Origin of the sequence: uncultured Vagococcus sp. (genome assembly GCF_963518325.1) — a bacterium.
In the GTDB taxonomy this organism is placed as follows: domain Bacteria; phylum Bacillota; class Bacilli; order Lactobacillales; family Vagococcaceae; genus Vagococcus_D.
Genome location: NZ_CAUQJB010000005.1, coordinates 20,700 through 45,446, shown reverse-complemented (window position 1 = coordinate 45,446; position 24,747 = coordinate 20,700). Strand labels below are relative to the sequence as shown.

At 40.6% G+C, this 24,747-nt stretch carries 21 protein-coding genes; 10 read left to right on the top strand and 11 right to left on the bottom strand.

The features are described from left to right. The first annotated feature begins 66 nt into the window (after positions 1-66). The 4 genes from RWN13_RS06410 (at position 67) to RWN13_RS06395 (ending at position 3,278) form a co-directional block, all read left to right on the top strand. Complete coding sequence (locus tag RWN13_RS06410) at positions 67-858, top strand: metal ABC transporter ATP-binding protein (protein WP_314061630.1); 792 nt, start codon at positions 67-69, stop codon at positions 856-858. After that, entirely contained in the window at positions 858-1,715 is an 858-nt protein-coding gene (locus tag RWN13_RS06405; protein ID WP_314061629.1) for a metal ABC transporter permease, read from the top strand. The genes RWN13_RS06410 and RWN13_RS06405 overlap by 1 nt, the downstream gene beginning before the upstream one ends. Continuing rightward, entirely contained in the window at positions 1,702-2,640 is a 939-nt protein-coding gene (locus tag RWN13_RS06400; RefSeq protein WP_314061628.1) for a metal ABC transporter substrate-binding protein, read from the top strand. Before RWN13_RS06405 ends, RWN13_RS06400 begins: the two co-directional genes overlap by 14 nt. A gap of 152 nt (positions 2,641-2,792) precedes the next feature. Then, a complete protein-coding gene (locus RWN13_RS06395) occupies positions 2,793-3,278 on the top strand; it encodes a Dps family protein (RefSeq protein WP_314061627.1) in 486 nt (161 codons plus the stop codon). Between the two features lie 48 nt (positions 3,279-3,326). Here RWN13_RS06395 and RWN13_RS06390 read toward each other — a convergent pair whose 3' ends face one another. The 3 genes from RWN13_RS06390 to RWN13_RS06380 are packed head-to-tail and all read right to left on the bottom strand — an operon-like array spanning position 3,327 to position 5,560. Beyond that, positions 3,327-4,142: a MetQ/NlpA family ABC transporter substrate-binding protein gene (locus RWN13_RS06390; RefSeq protein ID WP_314061626.1), complete on the bottom strand. Its 816-nt coding sequence runs from the start codon at positions 4,140-4,142 to the stop codon at positions 3,327-3,329. 12 nt (positions 4,143-4,154) lie between these two features. Continuing rightward, entirely contained in the window at positions 4,155-4,832 is a 678-nt protein-coding gene (locus RWN13_RS06385) for a methionine ABC transporter permease (protein ID WP_314061625.1), read from the bottom strand. After that, entirely contained in the window at positions 4,832-5,560 is a 729-nt protein-coding gene (locus RWN13_RS06380; RefSeq protein WP_314061624.1) for an ATP-binding cassette domain-containing protein, read from the bottom strand. Before RWN13_RS06380 ends, RWN13_RS06385 begins: the two co-directional genes overlap by 1 nt. A 132-nt stretch (positions 5,561-5,692) precedes the next feature. Between RWN13_RS06380 and RWN13_RS06375 the strand changes: the two genes are divergently transcribed. Then, positions 5,693-5,917 carry a hypothetical protein gene (locus RWN13_RS06375; RefSeq protein WP_314061623.1) on the top strand — a complete coding sequence of 75 codons (225 nt, stop codon included), beginning with the start codon at positions 5,693-5,695 and terminating at the stop codon, positions 5,915-5,917. Positions 5,918-5,934: 17 nt separating this feature from the next. Here RWN13_RS06375 and RWN13_RS06370 read toward each other — a convergent pair whose 3' ends face one another. Then, the gene (locus RWN13_RS06370) at positions 5,935-6,702 is read right to left on the bottom strand and encodes a helix-turn-helix transcriptional regulator (protein ID WP_314061622.1); all 768 of its coding nucleotides are present in this window, start codon (positions 6,700-6,702) and stop codon (positions 5,935-5,937) included. A gap of 167 nt (positions 6,703-6,869) precedes the next feature. Beyond that, positions 6,870-7,676, bottom strand: a complete 807-nt coding sequence (proC, locus tag RWN13_RS06365; protein ID WP_314061621.1) for a pyrroline-5-carboxylate reductase — start codon at positions 7,674-7,676, stop codon at positions 6,870-6,872. Positions 7,677-7,911: 235 nt separating this feature from the next. On the opposite strand from proC, the gene mprF reads away from it, so the two are divergent. From mprF to RWN13_RS06345, 4 genes are all read left to right on the top strand, one after another. Next, the gene (gene mprF / locus RWN13_RS06360) at positions 7,912-10,488 is read left to right on the top strand and encodes a bifunctional lysylphosphatidylglycerol flippase/synthetase MprF (RefSeq protein ID WP_314061620.1); all 2,577 of its coding nucleotides are present in this window, start codon (positions 7,912-7,914) and stop codon (positions 10,486-10,488) included. A 75-nt stretch (positions 10,489-10,563) separates the two neighbouring features. Continuing rightward, on the top strand, positions 10,564-11,511 hold the full coding sequence (locus tag RWN13_RS06355) for a MetQ/NlpA family ABC transporter substrate-binding protein (protein WP_314061619.1): 948 nt from the start codon (positions 10,564-10,566) through the stop codon (positions 11,509-11,511). Then, positions 11,495-12,262, top strand: coding sequence for an ABC transporter ATP-binding protein (locus RWN13_RS06350; protein ID WP_314061617.1), 768 nt, complete (start codon positions 11,495-11,497; stop codon positions 12,260-12,262). The genes RWN13_RS06355 and RWN13_RS06350 overlap by 17 nt, the downstream gene beginning before the upstream one ends. Then, complete coding sequence (locus RWN13_RS06345; protein ID WP_314061616.1) at positions 12,259-13,017, top strand: ABC transporter permease; 759 nt, start codon at positions 12,259-12,261, stop codon at positions 13,015-13,017. The genes RWN13_RS06350 and RWN13_RS06345 overlap by 4 nt, the downstream gene beginning before the upstream one ends. A 62-nt stretch (positions 13,018-13,079) precedes the next feature. Here the strand turns inward: RWN13_RS06345 and RWN13_RS06340 are convergent, their stop codons facing one another. The 6 genes from RWN13_RS06340 to serC all read right to left on the bottom strand — a co-directional run bounded on the left by RWN13_RS06340 (position 13,080) and on the right by serC (position 21,896). Further along, positions 13,080-15,767, bottom strand: coding sequence for a YfhO family protein (locus tag RWN13_RS06340; protein ID WP_314061615.1), 2,688 nt, complete (start codon positions 15,765-15,767; stop codon positions 13,080-13,082). A 451-nt stretch (positions 15,768-16,218) separates the two neighbouring features. Continuing rightward, on the bottom strand, positions 16,219-17,463 hold the full coding sequence (locus tag RWN13_RS06335; RefSeq protein ID WP_314061614.1) for a glutamate-5-semialdehyde dehydrogenase: 1,245 nt from the start codon (positions 17,461-17,463) through the stop codon (positions 16,219-16,221). 18 nt (positions 17,464-17,481) lie between these two features. After that, positions 17,482-18,291, bottom strand: coding sequence for a glutamate 5-kinase (gene proB, locus RWN13_RS06330; RefSeq protein WP_314061612.1), 810 nt, complete (start codon positions 18,289-18,291; stop codon positions 17,482-17,484). Positions 18,292-18,380: 89 nt separating this feature from the next. Continuing rightward, positions 18,381-19,625: a DUF1015 family protein gene (locus RWN13_RS06325; RefSeq protein ID WP_314061611.1), complete on the bottom strand. Its 1,245-nt coding sequence runs from the start codon at positions 19,623-19,625 to the stop codon at positions 18,381-18,383. A 2-nt stretch (positions 19,626-19,627) separates the two neighbouring features. Then, on the bottom strand, positions 19,628-20,809 hold the full coding sequence (locus RWN13_RS06320) for a 3-phosphoglycerate dehydrogenase family protein (RefSeq protein WP_314061609.1): 1,182 nt from the start codon (positions 20,807-20,809) through the stop codon (positions 19,628-19,630). A 1-nt stretch (position 20,810) separates the two neighbouring features. Next, a complete protein-coding gene (gene serC, locus RWN13_RS06315; protein ID WP_314061608.1) occupies positions 20,811-21,896 on the bottom strand; it encodes a 3-phosphoserine/phosphohydroxythreonine transaminase in 1,086 nt (361 codons plus the stop codon). A gap of 489 nt (positions 21,897-22,385) precedes the next feature. Between serC and RWN13_RS06310 the strand changes: the two genes are divergently transcribed. Then, positions 22,386-24,473 carry a KUP/HAK/KT family potassium transporter gene (locus tag RWN13_RS06310; RefSeq protein ID WP_399553640.1) on the top strand — a complete coding sequence of 696 codons (2,088 nt, stop codon included), beginning with the start codon at positions 22,386-22,388 and terminating at the stop codon, positions 24,471-24,473. Positions 24,474-24,747: the final 274 nt, after the last annotated feature.

Genomic DNA, 24,747 nt, shown 5'->3' with positions numbered 1-24,747 from the left:
TAACCGCATTATTCTGCTAGACTTATATTAAGTTTAGGTGTACCTAAAAATCAGGAGGTAATGATAATGGAAGCATACGAACAAATTAATTTAGTCGCCACTGATCATGAATTCAGTGGTAAAAATATAACTGTTAACGATTTAAGTGTCTCTTACCAGGGGAAAAAAGCCATTGAAAACGTGACCTTAGAAATAAAACCCGGAGCAATTACCGGGATTATTGGTCCTAACGGTGCGGGTAAGTCAACCTTGTTGAAAGGGATGATAGGCTTAGTTAAGCCTGTGTCGGGGAGTACATCTGTTGGTAGTGTGAATATCAGAGAGGCAAGAAAACACATTGCTTATGTTGAGCAACGCAGTGCGATTGATTTGACCTTTCCCATAACAGTGGAAGAAGTTGTCCTTTTAGGCACGTATCCCAAACTGGGAATATTGAGACGCCCTAAAAAGGCCGATAAAGAAAAAGTTTTAGATTGCTTGAAGCTAGTCAAGATGGCTGAATTTCGCAAGCGTCAAATTGGTGAACTTTCAGGAGGGCAATTGCAACGGGTATTTATTGCTCGAGCCCTGGCTCAAGATGCGGCAATTATCTTTTTGGATGAGCCTTTTGTCGGGATTGATATGACCAGTGAAAAGGTGATTATTGATTTATTAAAAGAATTGAAATCTGTGGGGAAGATGATTGTGATTGTGCATCATGATTTACATAAGGTGACGGACTATTTTGATGAATTAATTATAATGAATAAACAACTGGTTAGTTATGGGCCAGTTGAGAATACATTTACAACAGCAACTATTCAACAGGCCTATGGGAATACAATGGGCGAGATTATCATTAAAGGAGTGACGGACTAATGATTGGAAATTTTATTGAGGGCTTAATTAAGTATGAGTTTTTACAAAATGCCTTAATCACCTGTATTATTGTGGGCTTAATCTCTGGTGTGATTGGTAGTTTTATCGTTCTTAGGGGGATGTCTTTAATGGGAGATGCGATTTCTCATGCGGTTTTACCAGGAGTGGCAATTTCTTATATGGTGGGAGCCAATTTTATCATCGGAGCGTCGGTTTTTGGCATTATGGCAGCACTCTTAATCGGTTTTGTGACACAAAAAAGTAAATTAAAAAGCGACACTGCCATCGGAATTGTCTTTAGCTCGTTTTTTGCCCTAGGGATTATTTTGATTTCCTTTGCTAAGAGCTCAACGGATCTTTATCATATCTTATTTGGTAATGTATTGGCTGTTAGACAAAGTGATATTATGATTACTGCAATTGTAGCAGTCGTTGTCTTTGTTTTCGTCCTATTATTTTTTAAAGAGTTACTGGTTAGTTCCTTTGATCCAACTATGGCACAAGCGTATGGCTTAAATGTTAATTTGATTCACTATGGTTTAATGTTTGGATTGACTCTGGTAGCGGTGACTGCCTTGCAAACGATTGGTACTGTCCTAGTGGTGGCACTATTAGTGACACCAGCGGCAACAGCCTTTCTTTTGACTAATAAATTGTCCCGTATGATTGTCATATCAGCGAGTTTAAGCACAGTTAGCTCAGTTATTGGACTATTCTTCAGCTATAGTTTTAACGTCGCATCAGGAGCAGCGATTGTCTTAACAGCTGCGATATTCTTTATTTTAGCCTTTGTTTTTTCTCCTAAACAAGGGATTGTATTTAATCGGAAAGAGGTGGTTGTCCATGAAGAAAATTAAATTAACAGTCGTCGGTGTTTTAGCTCTGATTTTTTTAGGAGCTTGTGGTCAAAATAAAGAAGATGGGAAATCGTCAGATAAGTTGCAAGTCGTTGCGACTAATTCAATTTTGGCTGATATGGCTGAAATTGTCGGAGGGGATAAAGTAGAGGTTCACAGCATTGTCCCAGTGGGGACGGATCCTCATGAATACGAACCACTGCCAGTGGATATTGCTAAATCAACGGAAGCAGACATAGTTTTTTACAATGGTTTAAACTTGGAAACAGGGGGAAGTGGCTGGTTTGCCAAATTGATGGAGACCTCCAACAAAAAAGCAGAGGTTGATTTTTTTGCAGCTAGTCTAGGTGTTGAGCCTATGTTTTTGACTGGTGATGGCAAAGAGTCAGAACAAGATCCCCATGCCTGGCTGGATATTTCAAACGGGATTATTTATGTAAGGAATATTGAAAAAGCCCTGGCAGCGAAAGATTCTGCTAATGAGGCCTACTTTAAACAAAATGCAGAAGAGTATATTGAAACACTACAAGAATTGGATACAAAAGGGAAAAAAGAATTTAAGGAAATTCCTAAGGAAAAGGCCTTACTTGTGACTAGTGAGGGGGCATTTAAGTACTTCTCTAAAGCTTATGGATTAGAGGCTGCCTATATTTGGGAAATCAATACGGAAAGTCAAGGGACACCGGATCAAATGAGCCAGATCATTGATAAAATCAATAAGACTAAGGTACCGAGTCTATTTATTGAAACTAGCGTTGATCCTCGTAGTATGGAAAGTGTTTCTAATGAAACAGGTATTCCAATTTATGAAAAAATATTCACTGATTCTCTTGCTAAAAAGGGTGAAGTTGGCGATAGTTATTATAAAATGATGGAATGGAATTTAACGAAGATTCATGATGGATTGCAGGCCGAACGGAAATAATAACGTCACTGATTGAGAAAGATTCTAACTAAATGAGAAATAGTCTCAGTTATATGCACAAGAGTTGCTATTTGTTTGAGAAAGATTTAACATAAAGAAGTAAGGTACAAATAATTGGTTGAATCTTTTCAACAAAAGGAGGAACTATTAGTATGAGTTATACGAAAGAAGCAAAAGTTGCAGGTGCAAAAACCAAAGAAGTATTAAATCAATTGGTGGCAGATTTAAGTCAGTTTTCAGTGATTATTCATCAAACACACTGGTATATGCGCGGTAATGATTTTCTAACATTACACCCACAAATGGATACTTTTATGGATGGGATTAATGATCAGTTAGATGAAGTTGCAGAACGTTTAATCACAATTGGTGGTGCTCCCTATTCAACATTAAGTGAGTTTGCAGAACAGACAAAATTAAGTGATGAGCCTGGTTCTTACGACAAAACGATTTCTGAACGCATGGAGCGTTTAGTCGATGGCTATCGTTATCTTTCAGCGCTTTACGCAGAAGGTATTGAGGCTGCCGGTGAAGAAGGGGATAACGTGACGGAAGACATGTTTATTAACTTTAAAGGAATTGTTGAAAAACAAATCTGGATGTTGACAGCTAAATTAGGTCGTGAACCTGGTTTATAATTCTAAGACAAAAAAAGTTACAAGCAGTTGCTTGTAACTTTTTTTGTCTTAGAAAGCAGGAACCGTGGTATCACCGTGTTCTTTTTCCAAATAGGCTTTGACTTCAGGACTGGTCATCGCTTTTTTTAAGGCGTTGATTTCTGCTGAATCTTGGTTGTCTTCCCGAGCTACCAGATTAATGGCGAAGCGCTGGTCTATTTTTTTCTCTAAAATTAAGGCATCAGCTGGTGTTAAGCCAATTTTGGAGATATAGGCTGGGTAGTTGTAAACCAAACTGACCCCGGCTTCGTCATAAGTTTCTGATAGGTTTAATAAATCAACCGATAACCATTGAAAATTTTTCGGATTTTTTTCGATATCTTTGAGGGTGCCTGCGAATCCGACTCCTTCTTTTAAGGTAATCAGCCCGGCATCGGCTAAGATTGCCAAAGCACGGCCTTCATTCGACACATCACTAGGGAGAGCGACTTTAGAACCATCAGGAATCTCTTCAATGGTTTGAGCCTCCTTCGCATAAAACCCCACTTTGGCATCGTAAATCTTCTGAACGGCAACTAAATTCGCCTGTCGTTCCTCGTTAAATTTTTCCATAAAAGGTTGATGCTGGGCAAAATTGGCATCAACCTCTTTATTGTTTAGCAATTCGTTGTATTGAATATTATCGTTCACTTGGACCAATTCAAGGTTATAACCCTCTTTTTCCATGACAGGGGTGGCAATCTTAATAATATCGACCATAGTTGGCAAATGAGCCGCAATTTTAACGGTTTTTTTTGTGGCTTTTTCTTTCTCTTTTGGTGTACAGGCGACGACTAAAAGGATTAGGGCACTAATAAGGCTTAACAAAACTAACTTCTTTTTCATGGGTAGACTCTCCTATTTCTTTCGTTTATCTATTTTTTTTGCAAATTTGCTGCCGAGTAACTGAATTAACATCACAACGGTAATCATGATAATAATAGTGGTGTACATAATGTCGTACTCATAACGCTGATACCCGTAACGAATAGCAAAATCGCCGATACCACCGCCGCCAATCACGCCCATGACTGTTGAATAGGAAACCATACTAATCATTAAGGAGGTCAGACTAAGAATCAATCCCGAACGGGCCTCGACATATAAAAAGTTCCAAATTAACTGTTTGCTTGTCGCGCCAAGTGAATGGGCTAATTCGATGGTTTCATTTGGCACATCGAGTAAGACCTGTTCCACTAAGCGAGCATAAATGGCAATGGCGACTAAACTTAAAGGCAAGGTTGCGGCATAGGTCCCAAAAGAGGAACCGAGTAAAAAGCGTGTCAAAGGGATTAAAGCAATCACAAACAATAAAAAGGGAAAGGAACGAACGATATTAACATAGCTATTGAAAATCATCGAAAGGAAGGGATTGGCCAACACGCCTTGCTTGCCTGTTAAAAAAAGATAGGTTCCTAAAGGTAAACCCAACAGGATGGCAGCTAAGGTGGAAACAGTTAGCATATAACCTGTTTCCCAAAGGGCCTTCGTCATTTCTGGCTGGTAATAAGTGAGTCGTTCTAAATAAAGGGTCATCAGTTTAAACTCTCCAGTGCTCGGTGGTAGTAGCTATCAAAGACAGTTGGTTCAGTAGGAGACACAGGAATCACGTCTAATAACTGGCCTTCTTCTAAAATCGCGGCTCGGGTACATAAATGACGAATGACAGAAAACTCATGACTCACAATGACCATCGTAGTGTGGAAATGTTGATGAACTTCCTTTAGCAACTTAATAATTTCTTCAGTATGTTGTTCATCAAGGGCTGAGGTTGGTTCATCACAAAGTAAAATCCGAGGGTCGAAAGATAAGGCCCTGGCAATCGCAACTCGTTGTTTTTGGCCACCGCTTAATTGCTGAGGGTATTGATTGGCCAAGTTATCAATATTAACAAAGTCCATGATCTCCATTACACGCTTTTGTTTGATCTTCCCTTGTAGTTTCAAAGGCAATGCCACATTGTCGTAGACTGTCTTATTATTGAGTAAATTAAACTGCTGAAAAATCATGCCAATCGATTGACGCTTAAGTCGTTGCTCTTTTGCAGATAAACGAGAGACATCTTCATCGTCTAACATTAAATGGCCAGTATCTGGTGTCTCCAATTGATTGATTAAGCGCAAAAGAGTTGACTTGCCGGAGCCACTGGGACCGACAATCCCGAAACATTCCTTGGCAGTAATTTCTAGTGAGATTGCTGATAAGGCTTTTTTCTGAGGGTTACCTAGGTCATAGGTTTTCGTTACCTGTTCAAATTGAATCACAGTTGGGACTCCTTTAGAATTAAATTCCCAGTTCTATTAGCGCAACCGGGTCAAAACAATGACTTATATACTTCAGGTGAAATTAACTATGGCAGTCGCTAGTGAGACGTCCATTATACGACGAGGTAGCGCATGACCATTGTCGCTGATTTACTTGGAAATTTCAAAGTGTTGAACTGTATTTCAGAGAAAATAGTCATCAGACGACTTATTGAATTATTGGGAATAGCTACTAGAAAGATTGCTAGAATCAGCTTTATCCAAGCAGAAAATCAAAGTGGGGCACAGGTAAAAAAAATTTATAAAGACAATTTTGTTTTTATGGATAAAAAAACTTGCCCAAGGAAGTTTCCTTGAACAAGTAAATGTTTCTGTTACTTAGATCGACGAGACTGACTAACATTTCCCAAATAAAAGAAGAATAAGGACAGGCTTCCTAATGTAATGGTGTTGATCATAGTCGTTAGGTGATTGCCTGTTTGATTCAGTACGATGTTCATCAGATAACCACCACCGATGGCTGTCAAACAAAACAAGGCGACGGAATAGCTCCAGTGCCACTTCCTCTTAAGCTGGATAATGACTGACAACCAAAGCAAAGCTAACCAGATAAGACTAATGGGGGCAGCCAGTTTAAAGAATCCCTGGCTGCCAATATATTGGCTGTTAACTAAAATTCTTTCCAGTAACCAGAGATAAGGTAGCGTTAACAGACTGAGACAGAGCCATGCCTTAATCAGTCGTTGATTCGTCGCTCGCTCAAAGGTTAACCAAATCAGATTGATGCAGCCGATGCTGATGAGTGGAATAAAAGACCATGTTAAGCGCTGATCAATGGCAAGGTTTACTACTAGGCAAATCACGCTACTTAATAGCCCCAGAAAGAGGATCCCTTTTTTAATAAAACTGGTATAGATGGTTTTGTTGATTTCTTTCACGATTAATGTATCTCCCTTCAGTAAGGTATCCAAAGAAACAGTGTAGACATCACTAATGGCAATAATGGTTTCAAGATCGGGATAGTTTTTACCGGTCTCCCAATTGGAGATTGCTTGTCGCGAGACATGGAGTTGCTGAGCCGCTGCCTCTTGAGTTAAATTTAGTTCTTTTCGCCGTGCTTGTAATTTTTCACCTATGGTCATGTCTCTCTCCTCATTGAATCGTCGATAGTCTTCTATCGCCTGAATTAACTTTACTAAATTTATCGTGAAAATGGTAGCAAGTATCTCTTGCATCATTGTTGTAACAGTCTTTCTCAGAAAACGAATCTTATTTATAAAAGAAATAAGAGAAAGGGGACTTTCTCTTATTACGCATTTTCTAGTTCTTGATCACGTTTAATAGTGGCTTCCAATCCTTTAATCACTGTTGCCATAAAATGATCCTCTTCTAGGGCAACCAGTCCGGCAATGGTCGTGCCGCCAGGAGAACAGACTTTATCGATCAGATCCCAAGGGGTGTCATCAGAATCCAAGACCATTTGGGCGCTACCCTTAACAGTTTCTGCTGCAATTTTAGTCGCCATGTTCTTTGGCAATCCATTTTTGACACCAGCACGTGACATAGCGTCAATGTAAAGGTAAGTAAAAGCGGGAGAACAACCAGCCAAAGCTGTAAAGTTTCGAAAGTCTTTTTCGGCAATTTGATAAGTAGTGCCCACTACATTAAACAGATCAGTCACCATGGTAATCTCCTCTTGAGTCGCTAATTGGTTGCCACAAATAGCAGAAACACTTTGGCCAATGGTCACATTCATATTTGGCATTACTTTAACGATTTTTTGTTCAGGTGAAGTTAACTCAGCTAAATTGTCTAAGGTTAAGCCTGATGCAATGGATACCAACACTGGATTTTGTATCTTTAAGAGTTCTCGTTGCTCATTTAAGATGATGGGAGCAATATGTGGTTTAACGGCAATAACGACTATATCAACTGTCTTGATTAAGTCGGCATTTGAATCAGCTCCTTGAATTCCCAATGATCTAGAAACAGCTTCGGTATGTTCGATACTGGAAGTCGTTATATAAATGTCAGAGGCCAACAGAAACTTTTTGGTCAGTAAGCCTTTAATGATGGCGGTGGCCATATTGCCAGCGCCAATAAATCCTAATTTCATGAAAATCACTTCTTTCGTCAATGATACATCTAATCTTACTCGTATCACCGACAGAGTGCAAATAATTCCGTCGATGAGCAAGATGTTTTCCCGTGTTTGTCTCATATTGTGGTAAACTATAGAGTGATTATAGACATTCTGAAAAAGTAGTTACGTGGTTGACTCAATAGAAACCTGTAAGTGCACCAGCCTGTTAATTAGAGGCTAGGATAACGGAATAAACTGGAGTGAGACGATGAAAGAAACATTACGAACCATCGGCAGTTGGATTCGCAAACATAGCAATTGGCTAAAGGTGATTTTTCTCTTTTCTGTATTGCTTTTTGTTGTGAATCAGATGACGTCGATTTTACAAGGAATGACCTGGGAAGACTTGAAGGCTGTTTTATCTTCTCAGCGCAAGGGAACTTTACTGTCAATGACAGCCATTGGCCTAACGGCTGTTTTGCCAATGCTGGTTTACGATTGGGTCACTGTGGAAATTTTAGAAGAAAATGGCAAACCACGTTTGTCTCGGAAAACCCTCTTGACCTCAGCTTGGACCACTAATACCTTAAATAATTTAGCTGGTTTTGGTGGCGTCATCGGCGCAACCTTAAGGGCCCGTTTTTATGGTCAGGAAGTGGAAACTAAAAAAGTAGTAACCACTGTTTCAAAAGTAGCGATTTTTATGTTATCAGGCCTATCCTTGCTTTGTGCCGTGACCTTTATTGATGTCTTTTTCATTCGAACAGGCAATCCATACAGGAGTTACTGGATCTGGCTACTAGGAGGAAGTTTATACGCCCCTGGGCTCTTTTGGTTCACCCGTTTGCGTCGTCAGCGGCTCTTTGCAGATTTTCCCTTAAACCGTGTGTTAAAGCTCTTTCTGGGTTCCTTTGGACAATGGGCTGGGGCACTCGGAACGTTTCTGGTCATTGGGCAACTGCTAGATGTCTCGGTGGGTGTGTGGCAAGTCTATCCTCTCTTTGTAGCTGCCACATTCATCGGCATGATTTCCATGGTTCCAGGTGGAATGGGGACCTTTGATGTTTTGATGATTGTTGGCTTGGGTCAAGTAGGTTTACCGCAGGAAATGGCCGTCGCTTGGCTGCTATATTATCGAATATTTTATTATATTGTGCCATTTTTAACTGGTTTATTTTCCTTTATGCATCAAACCAGTGCGAAAATCAATCAGTTTTTTGATGATTTACCAAAAGTATTTGCACAAAAAACGGCTCATTTTATTTTGGTTTGCATGGTCTATTTTGCGGGAATTACCATGGCGTTATTATCAACTGTGCCCAACTTATCCAATTTGAGTCAAGTATTTAGCAAATTATTGCCTTTTTCTTTTAATTTTTTAGATCAGACTTTAAATATGATGATTGGTTTTTTATTAATTGGTTTGGCTCGCGGCGTGGCGAATCGAGTCAAAAAAGCTTATTTACCAACCATTATTGTTTTAGCTTTTTGTATTGTGAACACAGTGGCTCGTACGGTTTCATGGAGTTTAATCATTTTTTATGCATTTCTGATTGTCTGTATCTATTGGTCTCGCAAGGAGTTTTACCGTAAGCAGTTGGTTTTTTCCTGGGAATCGTTGACCTTTGATGGGATTCTATATGGGGCGCTATTTATGTTGTATTCGGTAGTGGGTTTTTATTCCACAAACCGTTTAGAACACGGTGAGATTCCAGCTAACTTTTTATTATTTCCTTCGGAGGCTGTTTGGGTTCAGGGTTTCGCTGGTTTAATTCTGGCAGCCATCACGATTTTTCTGCTATACCATTATCTTGGTTCATCGGATCGAGCCGGCTTGTATTTTGATGAAAGTCGTATTAACTGGTTGTTGGAACGTTACGGCGGAACAACGTATAGTCATTTATTATTTTTAAAAGATAAGCGTAATTATTATTTCCGAGAAGATCATTGGGATAAAGTTATGTTTACTTTTGAGCTTCAAGGCAGTAAATTGTTTGTTTTGGGAAACCCAGTAGGCGATTCCGCTTATTTTAAAGAGGGAACCAAGGGGTTTATTCGTTATGCCGATGGCTTAGGCTACCAACTTGTCTTTTATGGGGTGACTGATGATTATGCCCTTCTGCTTCATGACTTAGGTTTTGATTTTATGAAGTTAGGGGAAGAAGGAAAACTGCGATTGCGTTCGGCAGATGAGAGACAAACCATCTCAACTAATCGAACAGAAACAAAACGACTGGAAAGCTTAGGCTATCATTTTCAATGGTATGAGCCACCTCTTTCCAATGAACTTTTTGTGGAATTAGAAAAAATATCTGATAATTGGGTGAAAGACAATGGCGAACGTTACTTTTCCAATGGCCGTTTTAAGCGGGAATACCTGAATCAGGCACCTGTTGGGGTAGCTTACAAGCAGCGAGAGGCAGTGGGATTTATTTCCCTTAAGCCGATTAATGGTTCCAAGGAAATGGGCTATGATTTGTTGCGGGTTAAACCGTCAGCCCCATCAGAATTAGGGGCGTTTATGGTGACTCATGGGATTGATGCTTACCAGTCAAAAGGTGGTGAGTTCTTCGATGTGGGCTTAGCGCCTTTGGCCAATGTGGGAGATGCGGAAACTTCTTTTATGAAAGAACGAATCGTCAATGCCTTTTACACTTACAGTTCGTCGGTGATCAGTTTTCAAGACGTTCGCAGTTTTAAAGCAGAGTTTGCTACTGATTGGGAACCCCGTTACTTATCCTATCAGAAGAGCAATGAGCTATTTTTGATGATGCAACTTTATTTGTTAATTGACCGGGGAAAACGGCGACGACCTCGTCCTATGGAAGGAATAATGATTGAATAGGTAATATCAGTGATGGAAGAAAAGTGGGCTGCCATTTTTGGCGGCAGTTACTAATGATGAAAGAGGGGTTAAAACGTGAGGAAATGGTTAAGTGGTGTGATTGCCATAATGGCAGTAGCACTTGTCTTAGGTGGCTGTGCGCCAGAAGAGAAGCAGGAAAAGGCAGAGACTCAAGAAGAGCATACGATTCGTTTGGGGGTAATGCCTTCAACAGATAATATGCCATTTATTATTGCTCAAAAAGAAGGGTATGCCAAGGAGCATGGCGTGAAGATTGATCTGGAAGTCTTTAAGAGTGCTAATGACCGTGACGCGGCTTTACAAGCAGGAAAGTTGGATGGTGTCATTACGGATTTGGTGGCGATGGCTATTTACCGTCAGGGTGGTCTAGATGTTAAAGTCGTGGCCGCTCCTTATGATCAATTTGATTTAGTCACAAACGAGGAAGCAAAGACGGTTGCCCAGTTAAAAGGCAAAGAAGTGGCCTTTTCTACTCGAACAGGTACCGCTTATGCAGTGGATATGATGCTGAGAGAAGCGGGCTTAAGGCGGGATGATATTGTGGTGAATGAAGTGCCTCAAGTTCCTGCTCGGTTGGAACTGCTAACGAATAAACGAGTAGCAGGGGCTGTGTTACCTGAACCTTTCGTAACGATGGCCAAGGCTAACCAAATGACGGTGGTCCAATCCACAAGGGATATCGGCATCAATCCCTTTGCAATTGCTTTTACTGCAAGCTTCATCGACAAGGAAAGCAAAGCGATTCGCGGGATGTTTGATGCTTATAACCAGGCGGCAACCTATATTGAAACAGCCGATAAGTCGGACTACATCAATCTCTTTATTGAAGAGGTAGGTTTCCCCGAAACCTTAAAAGGTCAAATTGAGATTCCCGATTATGGCAAACTTGAGCAAGTTAAAGTGACTGACATAGAATCAGCCTTTAATTGGGCTAGAAAAGAAGGCCTCTTAAAAAAAGAGTTAAAAGTGGAAGATGTCATCAGTCATGTCTATTTTGACTAGTTCTTTAAGGTTTAAGGAAGTCAGTGTTGCTGTCGGGGAGCAAGTGATACTGGAGAAGTTAAACGTCACACTAGCAGCTGAGACGATTTATACGATCATTGGGCCATCGGGAACAGGGAAGTCCACTTTGTTACGAGTGGTGGCTGGCTTACAGTCAGTAACAGCGGGGAAAATTGAATTGGGGGGCCAGCCTTATAAGGCAAACCACCACTTAATCGGCTTAGTTCCGCAAAACTATGGTCTCTTACCATGGCAGACAGGGTGGCAAGCCGTGACTAGTGCTGTGAAAATAAGCCAAAAGAAAAAGAAACTTTCGGCAGATACACTAGCAGAGCTCGGGGCCTTGTTTTCAGCCATGGAAATAAGCGAATTAAAAAACACCTACCCGAATCAGATGAGCGGAGGCCAGCAACAACGGGTATCGATTACACGGGCCTTTGGTATTAAAGGCGATTTTCTTTTAATGGATGAGCCATTCTCTGCGCTGGACGCCTTTACCCGCGAAAAAGCTCAGGTATTATTTTGTGAAACATGGCAACAACACCCGAAAACCACCCTTTTTATTACCCACGACATTGAGGAAGCCTTATTGTTAGGGCACAAGATTATGCTAATGTCAGGTCAGCCAGGCAAAATAGTCAAGGTGGTTGATAATCCACTAGGATTTGAGGCTGATTTAACAAGGCGGCGTGAAGCTCCTGGGTTTTATCAGGCAGTGCAAGCTTTGCGAAAGGAGTTGGCAAGTCAATGAGCCCTTTGTTCAAACGCATCTGTGGTAGTTTGTTAGCCTTAGTTGTTGTTCATCTGATTTGGCTGCTTGCTAGCTTAGGAGTTAATAAGGCAATTTTACCAAGTCCTGTTGTTGTTTATCAGTCCTTTGGTACTTTAGTCAAGGCGCAGTTAGGTTGGCATATTATGGTAAGCTTGCGTCGGATTTTTATTGGCATGGGAGTCGCTTTAGTGATTGGTTCTGGATTAGGTGTATTAATGGGACGTTCCAAGCTGTGGAATAATCTCTTAGATCCGCTTATTTATTTGACCTATCCGATTCCTAAATTGGCGCTGTTACCGATGATTATGTTGTTGTTTGGTTTAGGGGAACTGTCTAAAATTATTTTAATTAGTTTGATTGTCTTTCCGCAAGTTGTCTTGTCTGTTCGAGATGCTGTCCAAGCTATTCCAGAGCATCTGTATGACATCTATCAGTGCATGCAAGCCAGTTCTTGGCAGAGATTTAAAGCCATTACCTTACCGGCCAGTTTTTCTGCAGTCTTAAGCACTAGTCGCATCTCTTTGGGAACGGCTATTTCCGTTTTATTTTTCACAGAAAATTATGGGACGAAGTACGGTATGGGCTATTTTATTATGGATGCCTGGACGCGGATGGATTATCCCATGATGTATGGTGGTATCTTGGTGTTAAGTGGCATTGGATTTAGCTTGTTTATCTTGATTGATTTATTGGGAATGACAATGAGTTGGCAAAAAAAGAAGTTGGATGCTTAGTCCAACTTCTTTTTACCGTTCTTATTTATAAAACCAGGCCTCAGTCAGTGATAGTAGTTTGGTTATTGAAGGGAGGCTGTTTGTTTTTTTCTAGATCTTTTTTTTGGTGTCTCTTCTAATTCCATTGGCGCTTTTTTTAACAGATAAAGATAAGCGATGAAGAACCCGACAGAGACGATTAGACTAATCAGTCCCAAGATAAAGCCTTGGGGCAAGAAGCTCAGTTTGACATCATGCTTGCCTTTGCTTAATGGAATAGTGATAAAGGCTTTTTTTAGTGGCTTAATAGCTACTTTTTTACCATCTACATAAGCTGTCCAGCCTTTATCGTAAGGGATGGTGGTCATTAAGACTTGATCATCAGAGGTTACTTCGACCTGTGCAGTAGCAATCCGGCCTTTCGTATTGAAGGGCACATCTCGCTGGTTAATGGCGTCGAAGGCTCTCTCATAGCTAGGAATATCCAAGAGGATAACCGGGGGCTTCATCAACGTTAACGAGGTTGTTCCATAAAAGGCGACTGAGAATGAAACGATTGTGTTTTCTTTATAATAACCTAAATTGTAGTACTGACCAGTGATATCGACTTGTGTTTTCCAGCTCTGTCCCCCAACTGTGATTTCGGCAGTGGAACTTTTTAGTTCGCCAAAATTAGTTGGAAAAAGACTTAAGTAGGCTTGTTTATTAGCAGGCACTTCAATTTCCCAGTTTACTATTTTAGCAATATTTGGTTCAATTTCTGCAAAGGTGATATTGCCATTGCTTTCTGTAACAGTTGTGTTTGTTGTAGTCGTTATATTAGGTGTAGCAAAGGTAAAGAAGGTTTCATCAGTACCAGCTAACTGATTGACCAGATTTGTTTGAGCCGCGAGATTATCATTAGCAGGGAACTTGACCTTGTAAATAGCTTGATCAGTCAAGACTCCCAGGGACATGGCGTGCTGATTTTGATACATTTGATAACTATCGTTTTGATAACTTCGTTCAAACCCAAATTTTTGAGGATTTAATTTCGCGTGATTGTATTTAATACCAAAAAGCGAATCCATTAATAAGGTGTTATTCGGATAACGAATATTCAAACCTGTGCCACGAGACCGGAATCCCAGATCATTCATAACAGTAGAGGCATTTCGATTGCGAATGGATGAAAACATGCTAATGCCGCTAAAGCCGTAATTAATGCTGTCATTGGACGAGACCGGATCCAGTGTTTCCATCCGATAGAAGGTGCCATTGTCTTTTTCTTTTGTGGTAGTGATGGCATCACTGTAATCATTATACGGATCTTCGTAAAGGCTGCGGGAGGCGTAACGCCAATCTTCCAAAATACCATTAAGCATCGCGTGAGTGTTAATCGTCGCTTCAAAGGAAACGAGAATAAGTAATAGCAAGGCTAGTTGGTGAGATTGAAGTCGACTGGTTTTTTTGTCTTTGTAGGGATGATAGAACTGATAAAAAATAATCCCAACCAAGTAGAGCAGTAAAAATAAGATGGTGACTAAAAAGTTTCGGTCTGTTAAAAAGTCATAGCTGTCTTTTGAGCGAACCACGTATGCCATAATAAAGACACCAATTAAGACAATGGTTGAACTGGTAAAGACTGCGCTATCGTCTTTGGTAAATTGTTCTAATCCGTAGCCTGCTAGCATCAGTACTAAGAAAGAAAAAGTGAAGCTGTAGCGGAATAAAAACATATTCGGTGCGTGCATGCCATGCCAGAATAAATTGAGAGGGACTAAATAAAAACTGGCAGTAATGACAGCAAAAATCAAGCCATAGGCAATTTTATTTTTTAATGGTATCTTGCGACTAACAAAATAAAACAGGCAAAAAATCAAGGGCAGCAAGCCAACATAGATAAAAGGAATCGAGCCATACTTGGTAGTATCATAGACCCCTACCATGTTCTTGATGACAATATCCCAAAAGGCCGTGGCTTCAGTTTTCCACTTAACGACCTCGCTTAAGGTTTCACCATTGGATCGTAAGTCGAGGACCGTTGGTAAAATCATAACCATGGAAGCCATGCCGGCTAAGAATGACGTTGTCAGATAATGACCAATGGCTCCTTTATTTTTTTGCCAATCTGTAGCAGTTCGGGCCCAGAAGTACATAAAGGATAAAATACCGACCATAAAACCAAAGTAGAAATTCGAGATAAACAGTAAGAAATAGGACACAAACAAAAGAGTAGGTTGCCGTTTATCTATAATCCGATTAATCCCCAAGAAAATCAAGGGCAGATAGACAAAGGTATCTAACCACATAATCAGTTCTGAATGAGCCGTGACAAAGGACATAAGAGAATAGCCAACTGCCAGAGCCACATGAGACCACTTGTTAATTTTAAAAGTATTTTTAGCATAAAACCAGAAAGCTAAGCTGGCGGCGCCGATTTTAAGCAAGGTTAAGAGATAAAGCGCGTCAGGCATCTGACTATTTTTGAAGAAAAAAACTAGCGGTGTAAAAATTCCGCCTAAGTAATAGGAGATCAGCGCATAATAGTTTAACCCCAAAGAGGCATTCCATGAATAGAAGATACTTTGTTTCCCATGTAAGACATTGTTAAAGCTAGCGTGGAAATTGGAAAATTGTGAGAAGGCATCACTGGCAAGGACACTCCGGTCACTTCCCCAATAAATGCCAATCATGGCGTAACATATCCCCATAATCAGGACAGGAATAAAAAAGGCGGCCAAGCCATAACGTTTTTCTTTTGTTAATAAAGCGCGCAATTTTTCTTTCATCGATTGGTCTCCTAAATTGTATTTCAACATTAACATCTACGTACTAAAAATATATTGCTAAAGTCAATTTTAGCATACTCATCTCAGAAAGAAAAAGGTCAAGGGGAAAAGACACTAAAAATTCATTTATTAAGATGAAAAGAGTGACAGGTGATTGTCTGTACTTGAGCTTTTTCTTTAAGTCAATGAGGGACTTAAAGAGAGAAATTAGGCAAGTCAAAAAACTCCAGTTATTTTTGAGAGGCTGCTGAAAAACTCATAAAATAACAAAACAGAAAAAACAGGAAAATTCAGTTCCAAAAATGGATTGAAATAAGCGTTCCCAGTGGAGATGAACCTTCACATTTTATTAGTATTTACTATACTAGTGGGAAAAAATAAATAGTCCGAATTTTCGGTTAAGAAAATTCGGACTATTTCAGCATCCTCGTTTTTGACTGGCGTTTTTTGATTAGTGACGAATTTGACCGTCACCGTAAATAATGTATTTTGTCGAGGTTAATTCATGAAGTCCCATTGGTCCGCGAGCATGGAGCTTTTGGGTACTGATGCCAATTTCCGCGCCAAAACCAAAGGCAAAACCGTCAGTAAAACGAGTGGAAGCATTGACGTATACTGCTGCAGCATCAACCTTATTAAGAAATGTTTGAGTGTCAACATAATTGTCACTAACAATCGCTTCAGAATGTTTGGTGTTATAGGTGTTGATATGGCGAATGGCTTCATCAGTCGAGCTGACAATTTTGACGGCAAGAATAAAATCAAGAAATTCCGTTGACCAGTCTTCTTCCGTGGCCAGTCTAGCTTCTGGCAATAACTGACGGGTTCGCTCATCGCCCCGAATTTCAACCTTAAAGGGGGCTAAGCTCTTGGCTACTAAAGGCAAAAATTCCGCCGCAACTGCTTCGTGAACCAGTAGGGTTTCAGCAGAATTGCAAACAGAGGGACGCTGGCATTTGGCATTGATAACAATATCCCGCGCCATCTCTAATTGTGCAGCTTTATCCACATAAATATGGCAATTACCTGTTCCTGTTTCAATGACTGGCACAGTGGCAGTGGCTAAAACTGTTTTAATTAAATTGGCCCCACCTCTGGGAATCAGGACATCCAAATAATCGTTTAGTTGCATGAGTTCCCGAGCTGTCTCTCTGGAGGTATCACTGACAAACTGAATGGCGTGTGACGAAAGAGGACTGTCAGCAAGGACCTCTTGCAAAATCGTGACGAGAATTTGATTAGAGAAGAAGGCTTCCTTGCCACCTCTTAGGATAACGGCATTCCCTGTTTTAAAACAGAGGGCGGCTGCATCTGTGGTGACATTTGGCCGTGATTCGTAAATAATCCCGATGACGCCAAGTGGCACCCGACGTTTGCCAATCGTTAAGTTATCGTCAGTTTTCCACATCTTATCGACCTCACCAATGGGGTCGGCTAAGTTGGCTACTTGGCGCATGCCATCGGACATAGCTTGAATACGCTCTTCAGTCAAACGAAGACGGTCTAGCATGGTTTCTTCAATGCCATTATCTGAGGCATTGGTTAAATCCCGAGCATTGGCCTTTAAAATAACCTCTGACTGAGCTTCTAAAGCATGGGCCATGGCGATGAGCAAGTCATTTTTAAGCTGGGTGCTGGCTTGTGATAAATCATAGGAGGCAGCTTTTGCTTGTTTACCTAAAGTTAACAGTGTCATAATGGTGCTCCTTTCGGTTTAGTCTATGGTTGAAAATAAGGTACCAACGTTACGGCCTTCTAAAATATCAAACATGATTTTAGGCCGCTTACCATTGGCTAAGACCATGGCTTGATCATTAGCTAAGACTAATTTGGCCGCATTTAATTTACTTAACATACCACCAGTTCCAAATTGACTGCCACTTCCGTTACCGCCGGCTTGGTCAAATAAGGGTTGAGTTAATTGAGGAATATGCTGATAGAGAGTGGCTGTTGGATCAGTCGTCGGGTTTGCGGAATAAAAACCATCAATATCCGATAGCATAATTAGAAGATCGGCGTTGATTAGCTGAGCTACAACGGCAGATAAAAAATCGTTATCACCGAACTTTGTCAGATGGTCTAATTCGTCAACGGAGACGCTGTCGTTTTCATTGATAATCGGCACCACCTGCATGCTGATTAGTTGCTCCAAGGTGTTGATCACATTTTGGCGACTTTCCGGGTAATCAATAACATCTCTGGTCAACAGTACCTGGCCAATTTGCTGGTTATACGTACGAAAGCGACGATTATAGATGGTCATCAACTCCGATTGACCAATAGCTGCTACCGCTTGTTGTTCAGGAATTGATGAGGGGCGGCATTTCATGTTCAATTGGTTTAATCCGATACCGATGGCACCAGATGACACAAAGATAACCTCTTTACCTTGATTCACCAAGTCACTTAAAGTGAATGCTAATTCGTCGACTGCCTGCAAATTAGGTTTGCCATTGGGGTACATCAGTGTACTCGTTCCAACTTTAATGACAATCCGTTTTGCTTCAATTAATTTATCCCTCACTACAAACCTCTCCCTGTATCTAATGAATATGGTTGGAACCGAAGTCCCAACCATTATCCTCATAGTATATCATCATAGTATCCTTTTGTTCAAATCGGTGATTCTAAATCATGTAAAAAGAGGCCACTTAATAATTTTGGTTCAAACCAAGTTGATTTAGGCGGCATGACTTGATCAGCATCTGCAACAGCTAATAATTGGTCCATTGAAGTGGGGTAAAGTGAGAAGGCTAAACTAAAGGTACCAGAATCAACTAGACGTTCTAGCTCTTCAATTCCCCGAATCCCGCCAACAAAGTCAATGCGCTTATCTGTCCGAATATCAGTAATCGCGAAGATCGCGTCAAAAACATACTGCTGTAGGATAGCTGCATCCAACTTGCCCACAGCATCTGCTGGGATTAAATGGGGCTTGATAGCTAAATCATACCACTTATCCCCAAGATACATCCCGAAATGACCGGCTTCTTTAGGTTTATAGGCGGAGTCAGTCAGAGGAGTCACCACAAAGGACTGGCCTAACTGTGCTAATAAATCCGTTGGGATTGGCACTTGTAGGACTCGATTGTAGTCCCAAATAGCCAGCTCCTCTTTTGGAAAAATAACCGACAAGAAAAAGTTAAAGGGGCTGTCAGCAGGAGCATCTGGAAAGGCTTCGCGACGTTTAAGGCCAACTTTTACTGCTGACTCTGTCCGATGATGACCGTCAGCAATATACAAGTAATCAACCCTTTGGAAGGCCTGTTCTAATTGCTTAATCACTTGGGGATCAGTAATCGCCCAGACCCGATGACCCACATCATAAAAACTGCTGAAATCATAAATCGGCTCATGAGTTTCTTGCCAGTTTTCGATGGTTTTCTTAATATCAGCCTTCTGGCGATAAGTTAAAAAAATCGGACTAGTGTTGGCATCTGTGTAATCAATGTGGTTGATTCGGTCAATTTCTTTTTCATGACGAGTATATTCGTGCTTTTTAATATGACCTGTAGCATAATCATCAATAGCAGTCGTTGCAACGATTCCAGTCTGAGCTCGCCCCTCCATGGTTAACTCGTATAAGTAGAGGGTTGGCACCTCATCTTGAATAAACCAGCCCTTACCCAAAAAGTCTTTTAAGTTACTGGCCGCTTTTTGGTAGACTTGTTCATCGTAAGGAGACAATCCCTCTGGCAAATCAATTTCCGCTTTATCGATATGGAGGTACGAATAGGGATTGTCTTTCGCTAACTCAGCTGCTTCCTGAGAATTTAGCACATCGTAAGGATGGGTCGCTACTTGAGCCACAAGAGACGTTGCGGGACGAATGCCTTTAAAAGGTCGAAGGACTACCATGATTAAAGCACCTCCTGTTGAATGATGCGAATGCGAATCACGTCATCTAATGCAGCTACAGCTGTTTGCAAAGACTCAATTTTAGACAAATCAGTCTCTGATAAATCCAAGAGGGTATAAGCAATTTCATCGCGACTGCGGTTAATTAAATTATCGATGTTCATGCCTAAATCCGCAGCAGTACTGGAAATCGCCCCCAACATGTTCGGCACATTTCGATGGAAAATAGCTAAACGATAAGGTGAGTGAAAAGCTAACTCAACAGCTGGGAAATTAACGGAGTGTTGAATGTTACCTGTTTCCAAAAAGAGTTTTAAATTACGACTGGCAGACTTTGCACAGTTTATTTCCGCTTCACTAGTTGAAGCACCTAAATGAGGCAAGACCGTAATATGCTCATGATGGAGTAATTCTTCACTGGCAAAGTCTGTGATGTATTCTTTGATTTCTTGATTATGAATGGCTTCAACTAAGGCTTGATTGTCAACTAGTTCACCTCGAGCAAAGTTAAGCAAGGTTGCATTTTTTTTCATTAAGCTGAGCTCTTTTGTGCTAATCAGGTGATGGGTTTTCTCATTTAAGGGCACATGAATGGTTATAAAGTCACACTCACGAAAGACCTCATCAAGAGTTAAAGCGCGTCTCACCCGACGTGAGATATTCCAAGCGGTATCAACTGAAACAAATGGGTCGTAGCCCACAACATCCATGCCTAAGCGATAAGCATCATTGGCAATCATCGCCCCAATAGCACCTAAGCCAACGACGCCTAATTTTTTTCCTTCCAATTCGAAGCCACTAAATTGTTTTTTCTCTTTTTCCACTTGTTTTTCAATATCCGTACCAGTTAATGTTTGAACCCAGGTGGCACCTTTTAAAATTGGACGAACAGAAAGTAATAAGCTAGCAAGGACCAATTCTTTTACGGCATTGGCATTTGCCCCTGGGGTATTAAAGACCACAATACCTTCAGCTGTACAAGCGTCAACAGGAATATTGTTAACACCCGCACCTGCGCGGGCAATCCCTTTGACGCTACTAGGGAAGGTTGTATCGTGTAAATTTTGACTCCGTAGCATGATGCCGTCAGGTTCAAGACCGGTATCAATTGTATAAGCCATGTTTCTGAAACGTTTTAAGCCTTCTTCGGCAATGTTATTATAGGTTTGAATTTCAAAACTCATCTTACTTTCCTCCGTGTAGTTGCTCAAATTTTGTCATAAAGTCGATTAAGGCGTGAACCCCTTCAATTGGAAAGGCGTTGTAAAGACTGGCTCGCATACCACCGACTAAACGATGGCCTTTTAAGTTTTCAAAGCCGGCTGCTTCTGCTTCTGTCACAAATTGTTTGTCTAATTCAGGTTGTCCCGTGATAAAAGGAATATTGTTTAAAGAACGATCGGCAACAGCGACCGGCGAGCTAAACAAGTTTGATTCCTCTAAGTAATCGTAAAGGATTTGGGCCTTTTCTTGATTGCGGGATTCCATTGCAGCGACGCCACCTAGTTCCTTAATCCATTCAAACACTAATTTTGCAATGTAAATAGCGTAAGTGGGTGGTGTGTTATACAGGGAGTTGGCTTTGGCTTGAACGGCGTAGTCCAGCATGGCACTGGGCACGGTTTGCTTGCCTAATAAATCTTCGCGAACAATCACAACAGTTAAGCCAGCAGGGCCGATATTCTTCTGAGCTCCGGCATAGATTAGGCCAAAATCAGCCACCTGATAATTGGTAGATAAAATATTAGAGGACATATCTGCCACCAGAGGAACCTTACCCGCTTTCGGTAAGTCATAAATACTAGTTCCTTCAATTGTATTATTTGTTGTGAGATGCAAGTAAGCCAGATCTTGAGGGATCTCAAGATTTAAGTCAGGAATATGGGCATAGTTGTCATCTTGACTACTAGCTAAAACTTGGACATCTAATCCAGAGATTTTTTTTGCTTCACTAATCGCTTTTTCTGACCAGGTTCCAGTATTAATGTAACCAACCTTTTGATTTTTAGCTAAATTGAGGGGAACCATGGTAAATTGTAAGCTGGCGCCACCTTGCAAGAACAGCACCTGATAATTATCAGGTATAGCCATTAACTCACGCAGGAGGGATTCAGCTTCTTGAATAATTTCTTCAAATAAGGAGGAGCGGTGGCTTAATTCCATCACCGACATACCACTGTCTCGGTAATTAATAAGTTCAGATTGGGCTTTTAAAAGGACTGATTTTGGTAAAACGGCTGGACCAGCAGAAAAATTGTAAATCTCTTTCATGTAAACACACCTCTCAGTATTTTCTTCTTATTTTCAGAAAGAAGTTGGTAATTATTATACCAGAGTTTCAAGATTAAAAAAAGATTAAAAATTGAAAAGAATTATTTTTATGTGAAGGCCTGAATTTGTTTTTGATAGAGTGTATAAAAGGCGTCAACATCCCTTTTTTTTGAAAAATTAACGAATGAGAAAATTAAGAAAATTTAATTTCTGAAAAATAGCAGAAAAGTTGATTGACTTTTCCTGTAAAAAGCATATAATGAGCTCTATCAGTAATTGATAATCATAGGGGAGTAGCTGACATAGCAGTCTTTTTAAAGTCTTTTAGACCTTAATAGCTGATGTGTGTTTAGGCCAACAACAAGTACCATATAAGGTGCTGGTCTAAAATGAAATAGCAAGACCTGTGTATTGGGCCTTAGTCTAATATGCAGGTCCCTTTTTATGGCTAAAAAAAGACGGATGTCTCCGCAGGAGGAAAGAGAGAAAATGAAAAAAGAGGGTCAAGGCCACCACAATCCACATATGGATAAATTTAAAATTGGTGGAGCTTTAGTGGCAATGGGTGTTGTTTACGGTGACATCGGAACGAGCCCGCTATATGTAATGAAAGCTATTATCGAAGGTAATAACGGATTAGCAAACGTTTCGGAGAACTTTATTATTGGTGCCGTATCTTTGATCGTGTGGACGTTAACACTATTGACAACTGTCAAATACGTCATGATTGCCTTACGGGCAGACAACCATGGTGAAGGCGGAATTTTTTCACTTTACACCCTAGTCAGAAAAGCCAGTAAGTACTTAATTATTCCTGCCATGATTGGCGGGGCAGCCTTACTAGCCGATGGGGTCTTAACCCCTGCTGTGACCATCACAACAGCGATTGAAGGCTTACGGGGAATCCCGACATTTTTCAATACTTTCGGCAATGATCAAAACGTGATTATCATCATTACGATTGCGATAATCTGTATTTTATTTATGATTCAACGCTTTGGGACTGAAAGGGTTGGGCGTGCCTTTGGCCCCGTTATGTTAGGCTGGTTCACCTTTATTGGGGCTGTGGGACTCTGGAATTTCTTTGATAACCCTAGTGTGATCAAGGCTCTAAATCCTTATTATGCCATTCAATTACTCACAAGTTCTGAAAATAAAGCAGGAATTTTCATTCTTGGTAGTGTCTTCTTGGCAACAACTGGTGCCGAAGCTTTGTACTCTGATATGGGGCATGTCGGTCGAATGAATATTTTAGGCAGTTGGCCCTATATTAAAATTTGTTTATTGCTTAATTACTTTGGCCAAGCTGCTTGGATTATCTCTGTCAAAGACAGTGGTTACTACCAAGACATTGAAATGCTGAACCCGTTCTTTAGAATGATGCCGGAATGGTTATCGGTGATTGGTGTTGCCTTTGCTACTGTGGCAGCTGTTATTGCCTCTCAAGCATTGATTTCGGGTTCTTACACCTTAGTGTCAGAGGCGGTTAAATTACGTCTCTTACCACGATTCAAAATTATTTATCCAAGTAATCAAAAAGGTCAACTGTATATTCCAGTAGTGAATACCATTTTGTTTGTGACCTGTGTGGCCATTGTGTTGTACTTTAGAACCTCAGCCCACATGGAAGCCGCTTATGGTCTGGCAATTACAGTAACCATGTTAATGACGACAATCTTACTCTTGTTTTATCTGTTGCAAAAAGGCGTGCCGAAGATTGTGGCAGGCAGTGTCTTTGTCTTCTTTACCTTAATCGAAAGTATTTTCTTTATTTCCAGTGCGACCAAGTTTTTCCATGGCGGCTATGTAGCAGTTTTAATTGCCTTAGTGATTCTTGCCGTTATGGTCATTTGGGAAAAGGGCTCGCTAATCCAAGAACGGATGAGCAACCGAGTTTCTCTTTATGACTACGTTGACCAGATTGACGAGTTGCGGAAAGATGACACGGTTCAACTGTATCAAACTAACGTGGTTTTCTTAACAAATAACTTGAAGAAACATAAAATTGGTCGGGAGATTATGTATTCCATTTTAGACAAAAAACCTAAAAAAGCCAAAGTTTATTGGTTCGTCAACGTATTTGTAACCGATGATCCATTTACGAAAGAATATCATGTGGATATGATGAACACAGATTATATCGTCAATGTTCAACTGCGATTAGGATTCCGTATGAATCAAGACGTGAACCTTTACTTACGTCACATTGTCCATGATTTAATGGATCAAGGAAAACTACCTCGACAACCACAAAAATACACCATTACCCCTGGTCGTGATGTGGGAGATTTCTGTTTTGTGCTCATTCGTGAGGAATTATCTCGAGTGACTGATTTAAGCAATCTGGATCGAATGATTATGCAAGCAAAACTGGCGATTAAATCCATTACAACCTCACCGGCTCGCTGGTATGGTTTAGAGTATAGCGACGTGATTACTGAGCATGTGCCTTTAAGCTTGGCTGGCCGTAATCGAGTGAAATGCGAACCGCTGACGCAAGTCCAAGTTCATGATTTCTCTTCTGAAGAGAATGATATGAACGAAGAAGATGACGCAGATGATTTAACTGAAGTTTAAATAATTAGAAAAAGCTACTGCTAAATTCACGCATGAATTTGGCAGTAGCTTTTTTAAAATATAGGAACGTATATCACTTCCTCTATATTCTAGTGGGTGTCTAGCTTAGCTCATCAACCACTCCGCTTCGATCTCATCAATTTCTAAGTGCTAAAGCACTAAGAATTGAAGGTTCGGAAAGCCTCTATGCTTAATGCTTTAGCCGTTATTCTTGCCAATTTATTGGCTTAGAAATAAGGGACATCGAAGAGCATTTAGCGATAGCGGACAAGGT

What these genes read in the sequence shown, in the direction of transcription:
- RWN13_RS06310 (WP_399553640.1), top strand. Translation starts at nt 22,386, where the DNA reads ATGAAAAAAGAGGGTCAAGGCCACCACAATCCACATATGGATAAATTT.
- mprF (WP_314061620.1), top strand. Translation starts at nt 7,912, where the DNA reads ATGAAAGAAACATTACGAACCATCGGCAGTTGGATTCGCAAACATAGC.
- RWN13_RS06395 (WP_314061627.1), top strand. Translation starts at nt 2,793, where the DNA reads ATGAGTTATACGAAAGAAGCAAAAGTTGCAGGTGCAAAAACCAAAGAA.
- RWN13_RS06350 (WP_314061617.1), top strand. Translation starts at nt 11,495, where the DNA reads ATGTCTATTTTGACTAGTTCTTTAAGGTTTAAGGAAGTCAGTGTTGCT.
- serC (WP_314061608.1), bottom strand. Translation starts at nt 21,896, where the DNA reads ATGAAAGAGATTTACAATTTTTCTGCTGGTCCAGCCGTTTTACCAAAA.
- RWN13_RS06335 (WP_314061614.1), bottom strand. Translation starts at nt 17,463, where the DNA reads ATGACACTGTTAACTTTAGGTAAACAAGCAAAAGCTGCCTCCTATGAT.
- RWN13_RS06390 (WP_314061626.1), bottom strand. Translation starts at nt 4,142, where the DNA reads ATGAAAAAGAAGTTAGTTTTGTTAAGCCTTATTAGTGCCCTAATCCTT.
- RWN13_RS06370 (WP_314061622.1), bottom strand. Translation starts at nt 6,702, where the DNA reads ATGACCATAGGTGAAAAATTACAAGCACGGCGAAAAGAACTAAATTTA.
- RWN13_RS06340 (WP_314061615.1), bottom strand. Translation starts at nt 15,767, where the DNA reads ATGAAAGAAAAATTGCGCGCTTTATTAACAAAAGAAAAACGTTATGGC.
- RWN13_RS06385 (WP_314061625.1), bottom strand. Translation starts at nt 4,832, where the DNA reads ATGACCCTTTATTTAGAACGACTCACTTATTACCAGCCAGAAATGACG.
- RWN13_RS06410 (WP_314061630.1), top strand. Translation starts at nt 67, where the DNA reads ATGGAAGCATACGAACAAATTAATTTAGTCGCCACTGATCATGAATTC.
- RWN13_RS06345 (WP_314061616.1), top strand. Translation starts at nt 12,259, where the DNA reads ATGAGCCCTTTGTTCAAACGCATCTGTGGTAGTTTGTTAGCCTTAGTT.
- RWN13_RS06405 (WP_314061629.1), top strand. Translation starts at nt 858, where the DNA reads ATGATTGGAAATTTTATTGAGGGCTTAATTAAGTATGAGTTTTTACAA.
- RWN13_RS06325 (WP_314061611.1), bottom strand. Translation starts at nt 19,625, where the DNA reads ATGGTAGTCCTTCGACCTTTTAAAGGCATTCGTCCCGCAACGTCTCTT.
- proC (WP_314061621.1), bottom strand. Translation starts at nt 7,676, where the DNA reads ATGAAATTAGGATTTATTGGCGCTGGCAATATGGCCACCGCCATCATT.
- RWN13_RS06400 (WP_314061628.1), top strand. Translation starts at nt 1,702, where the DNA reads ATGAAGAAAATTAAATTAACAGTCGTCGGTGTTTTAGCTCTGATTTTT.
- RWN13_RS06320 (WP_314061609.1), bottom strand. Translation starts at nt 20,809, where the DNA reads ATGAGTTTTGAAATTCAAACCTATAATAACATTGCCGAAGAAGGCTTA.
- RWN13_RS06375 (WP_314061623.1), top strand. Translation starts at nt 5,693, where the DNA reads ATGACCATTGTCGCTGATTTACTTGGAAATTTCAAAGTGTTGAACTGT.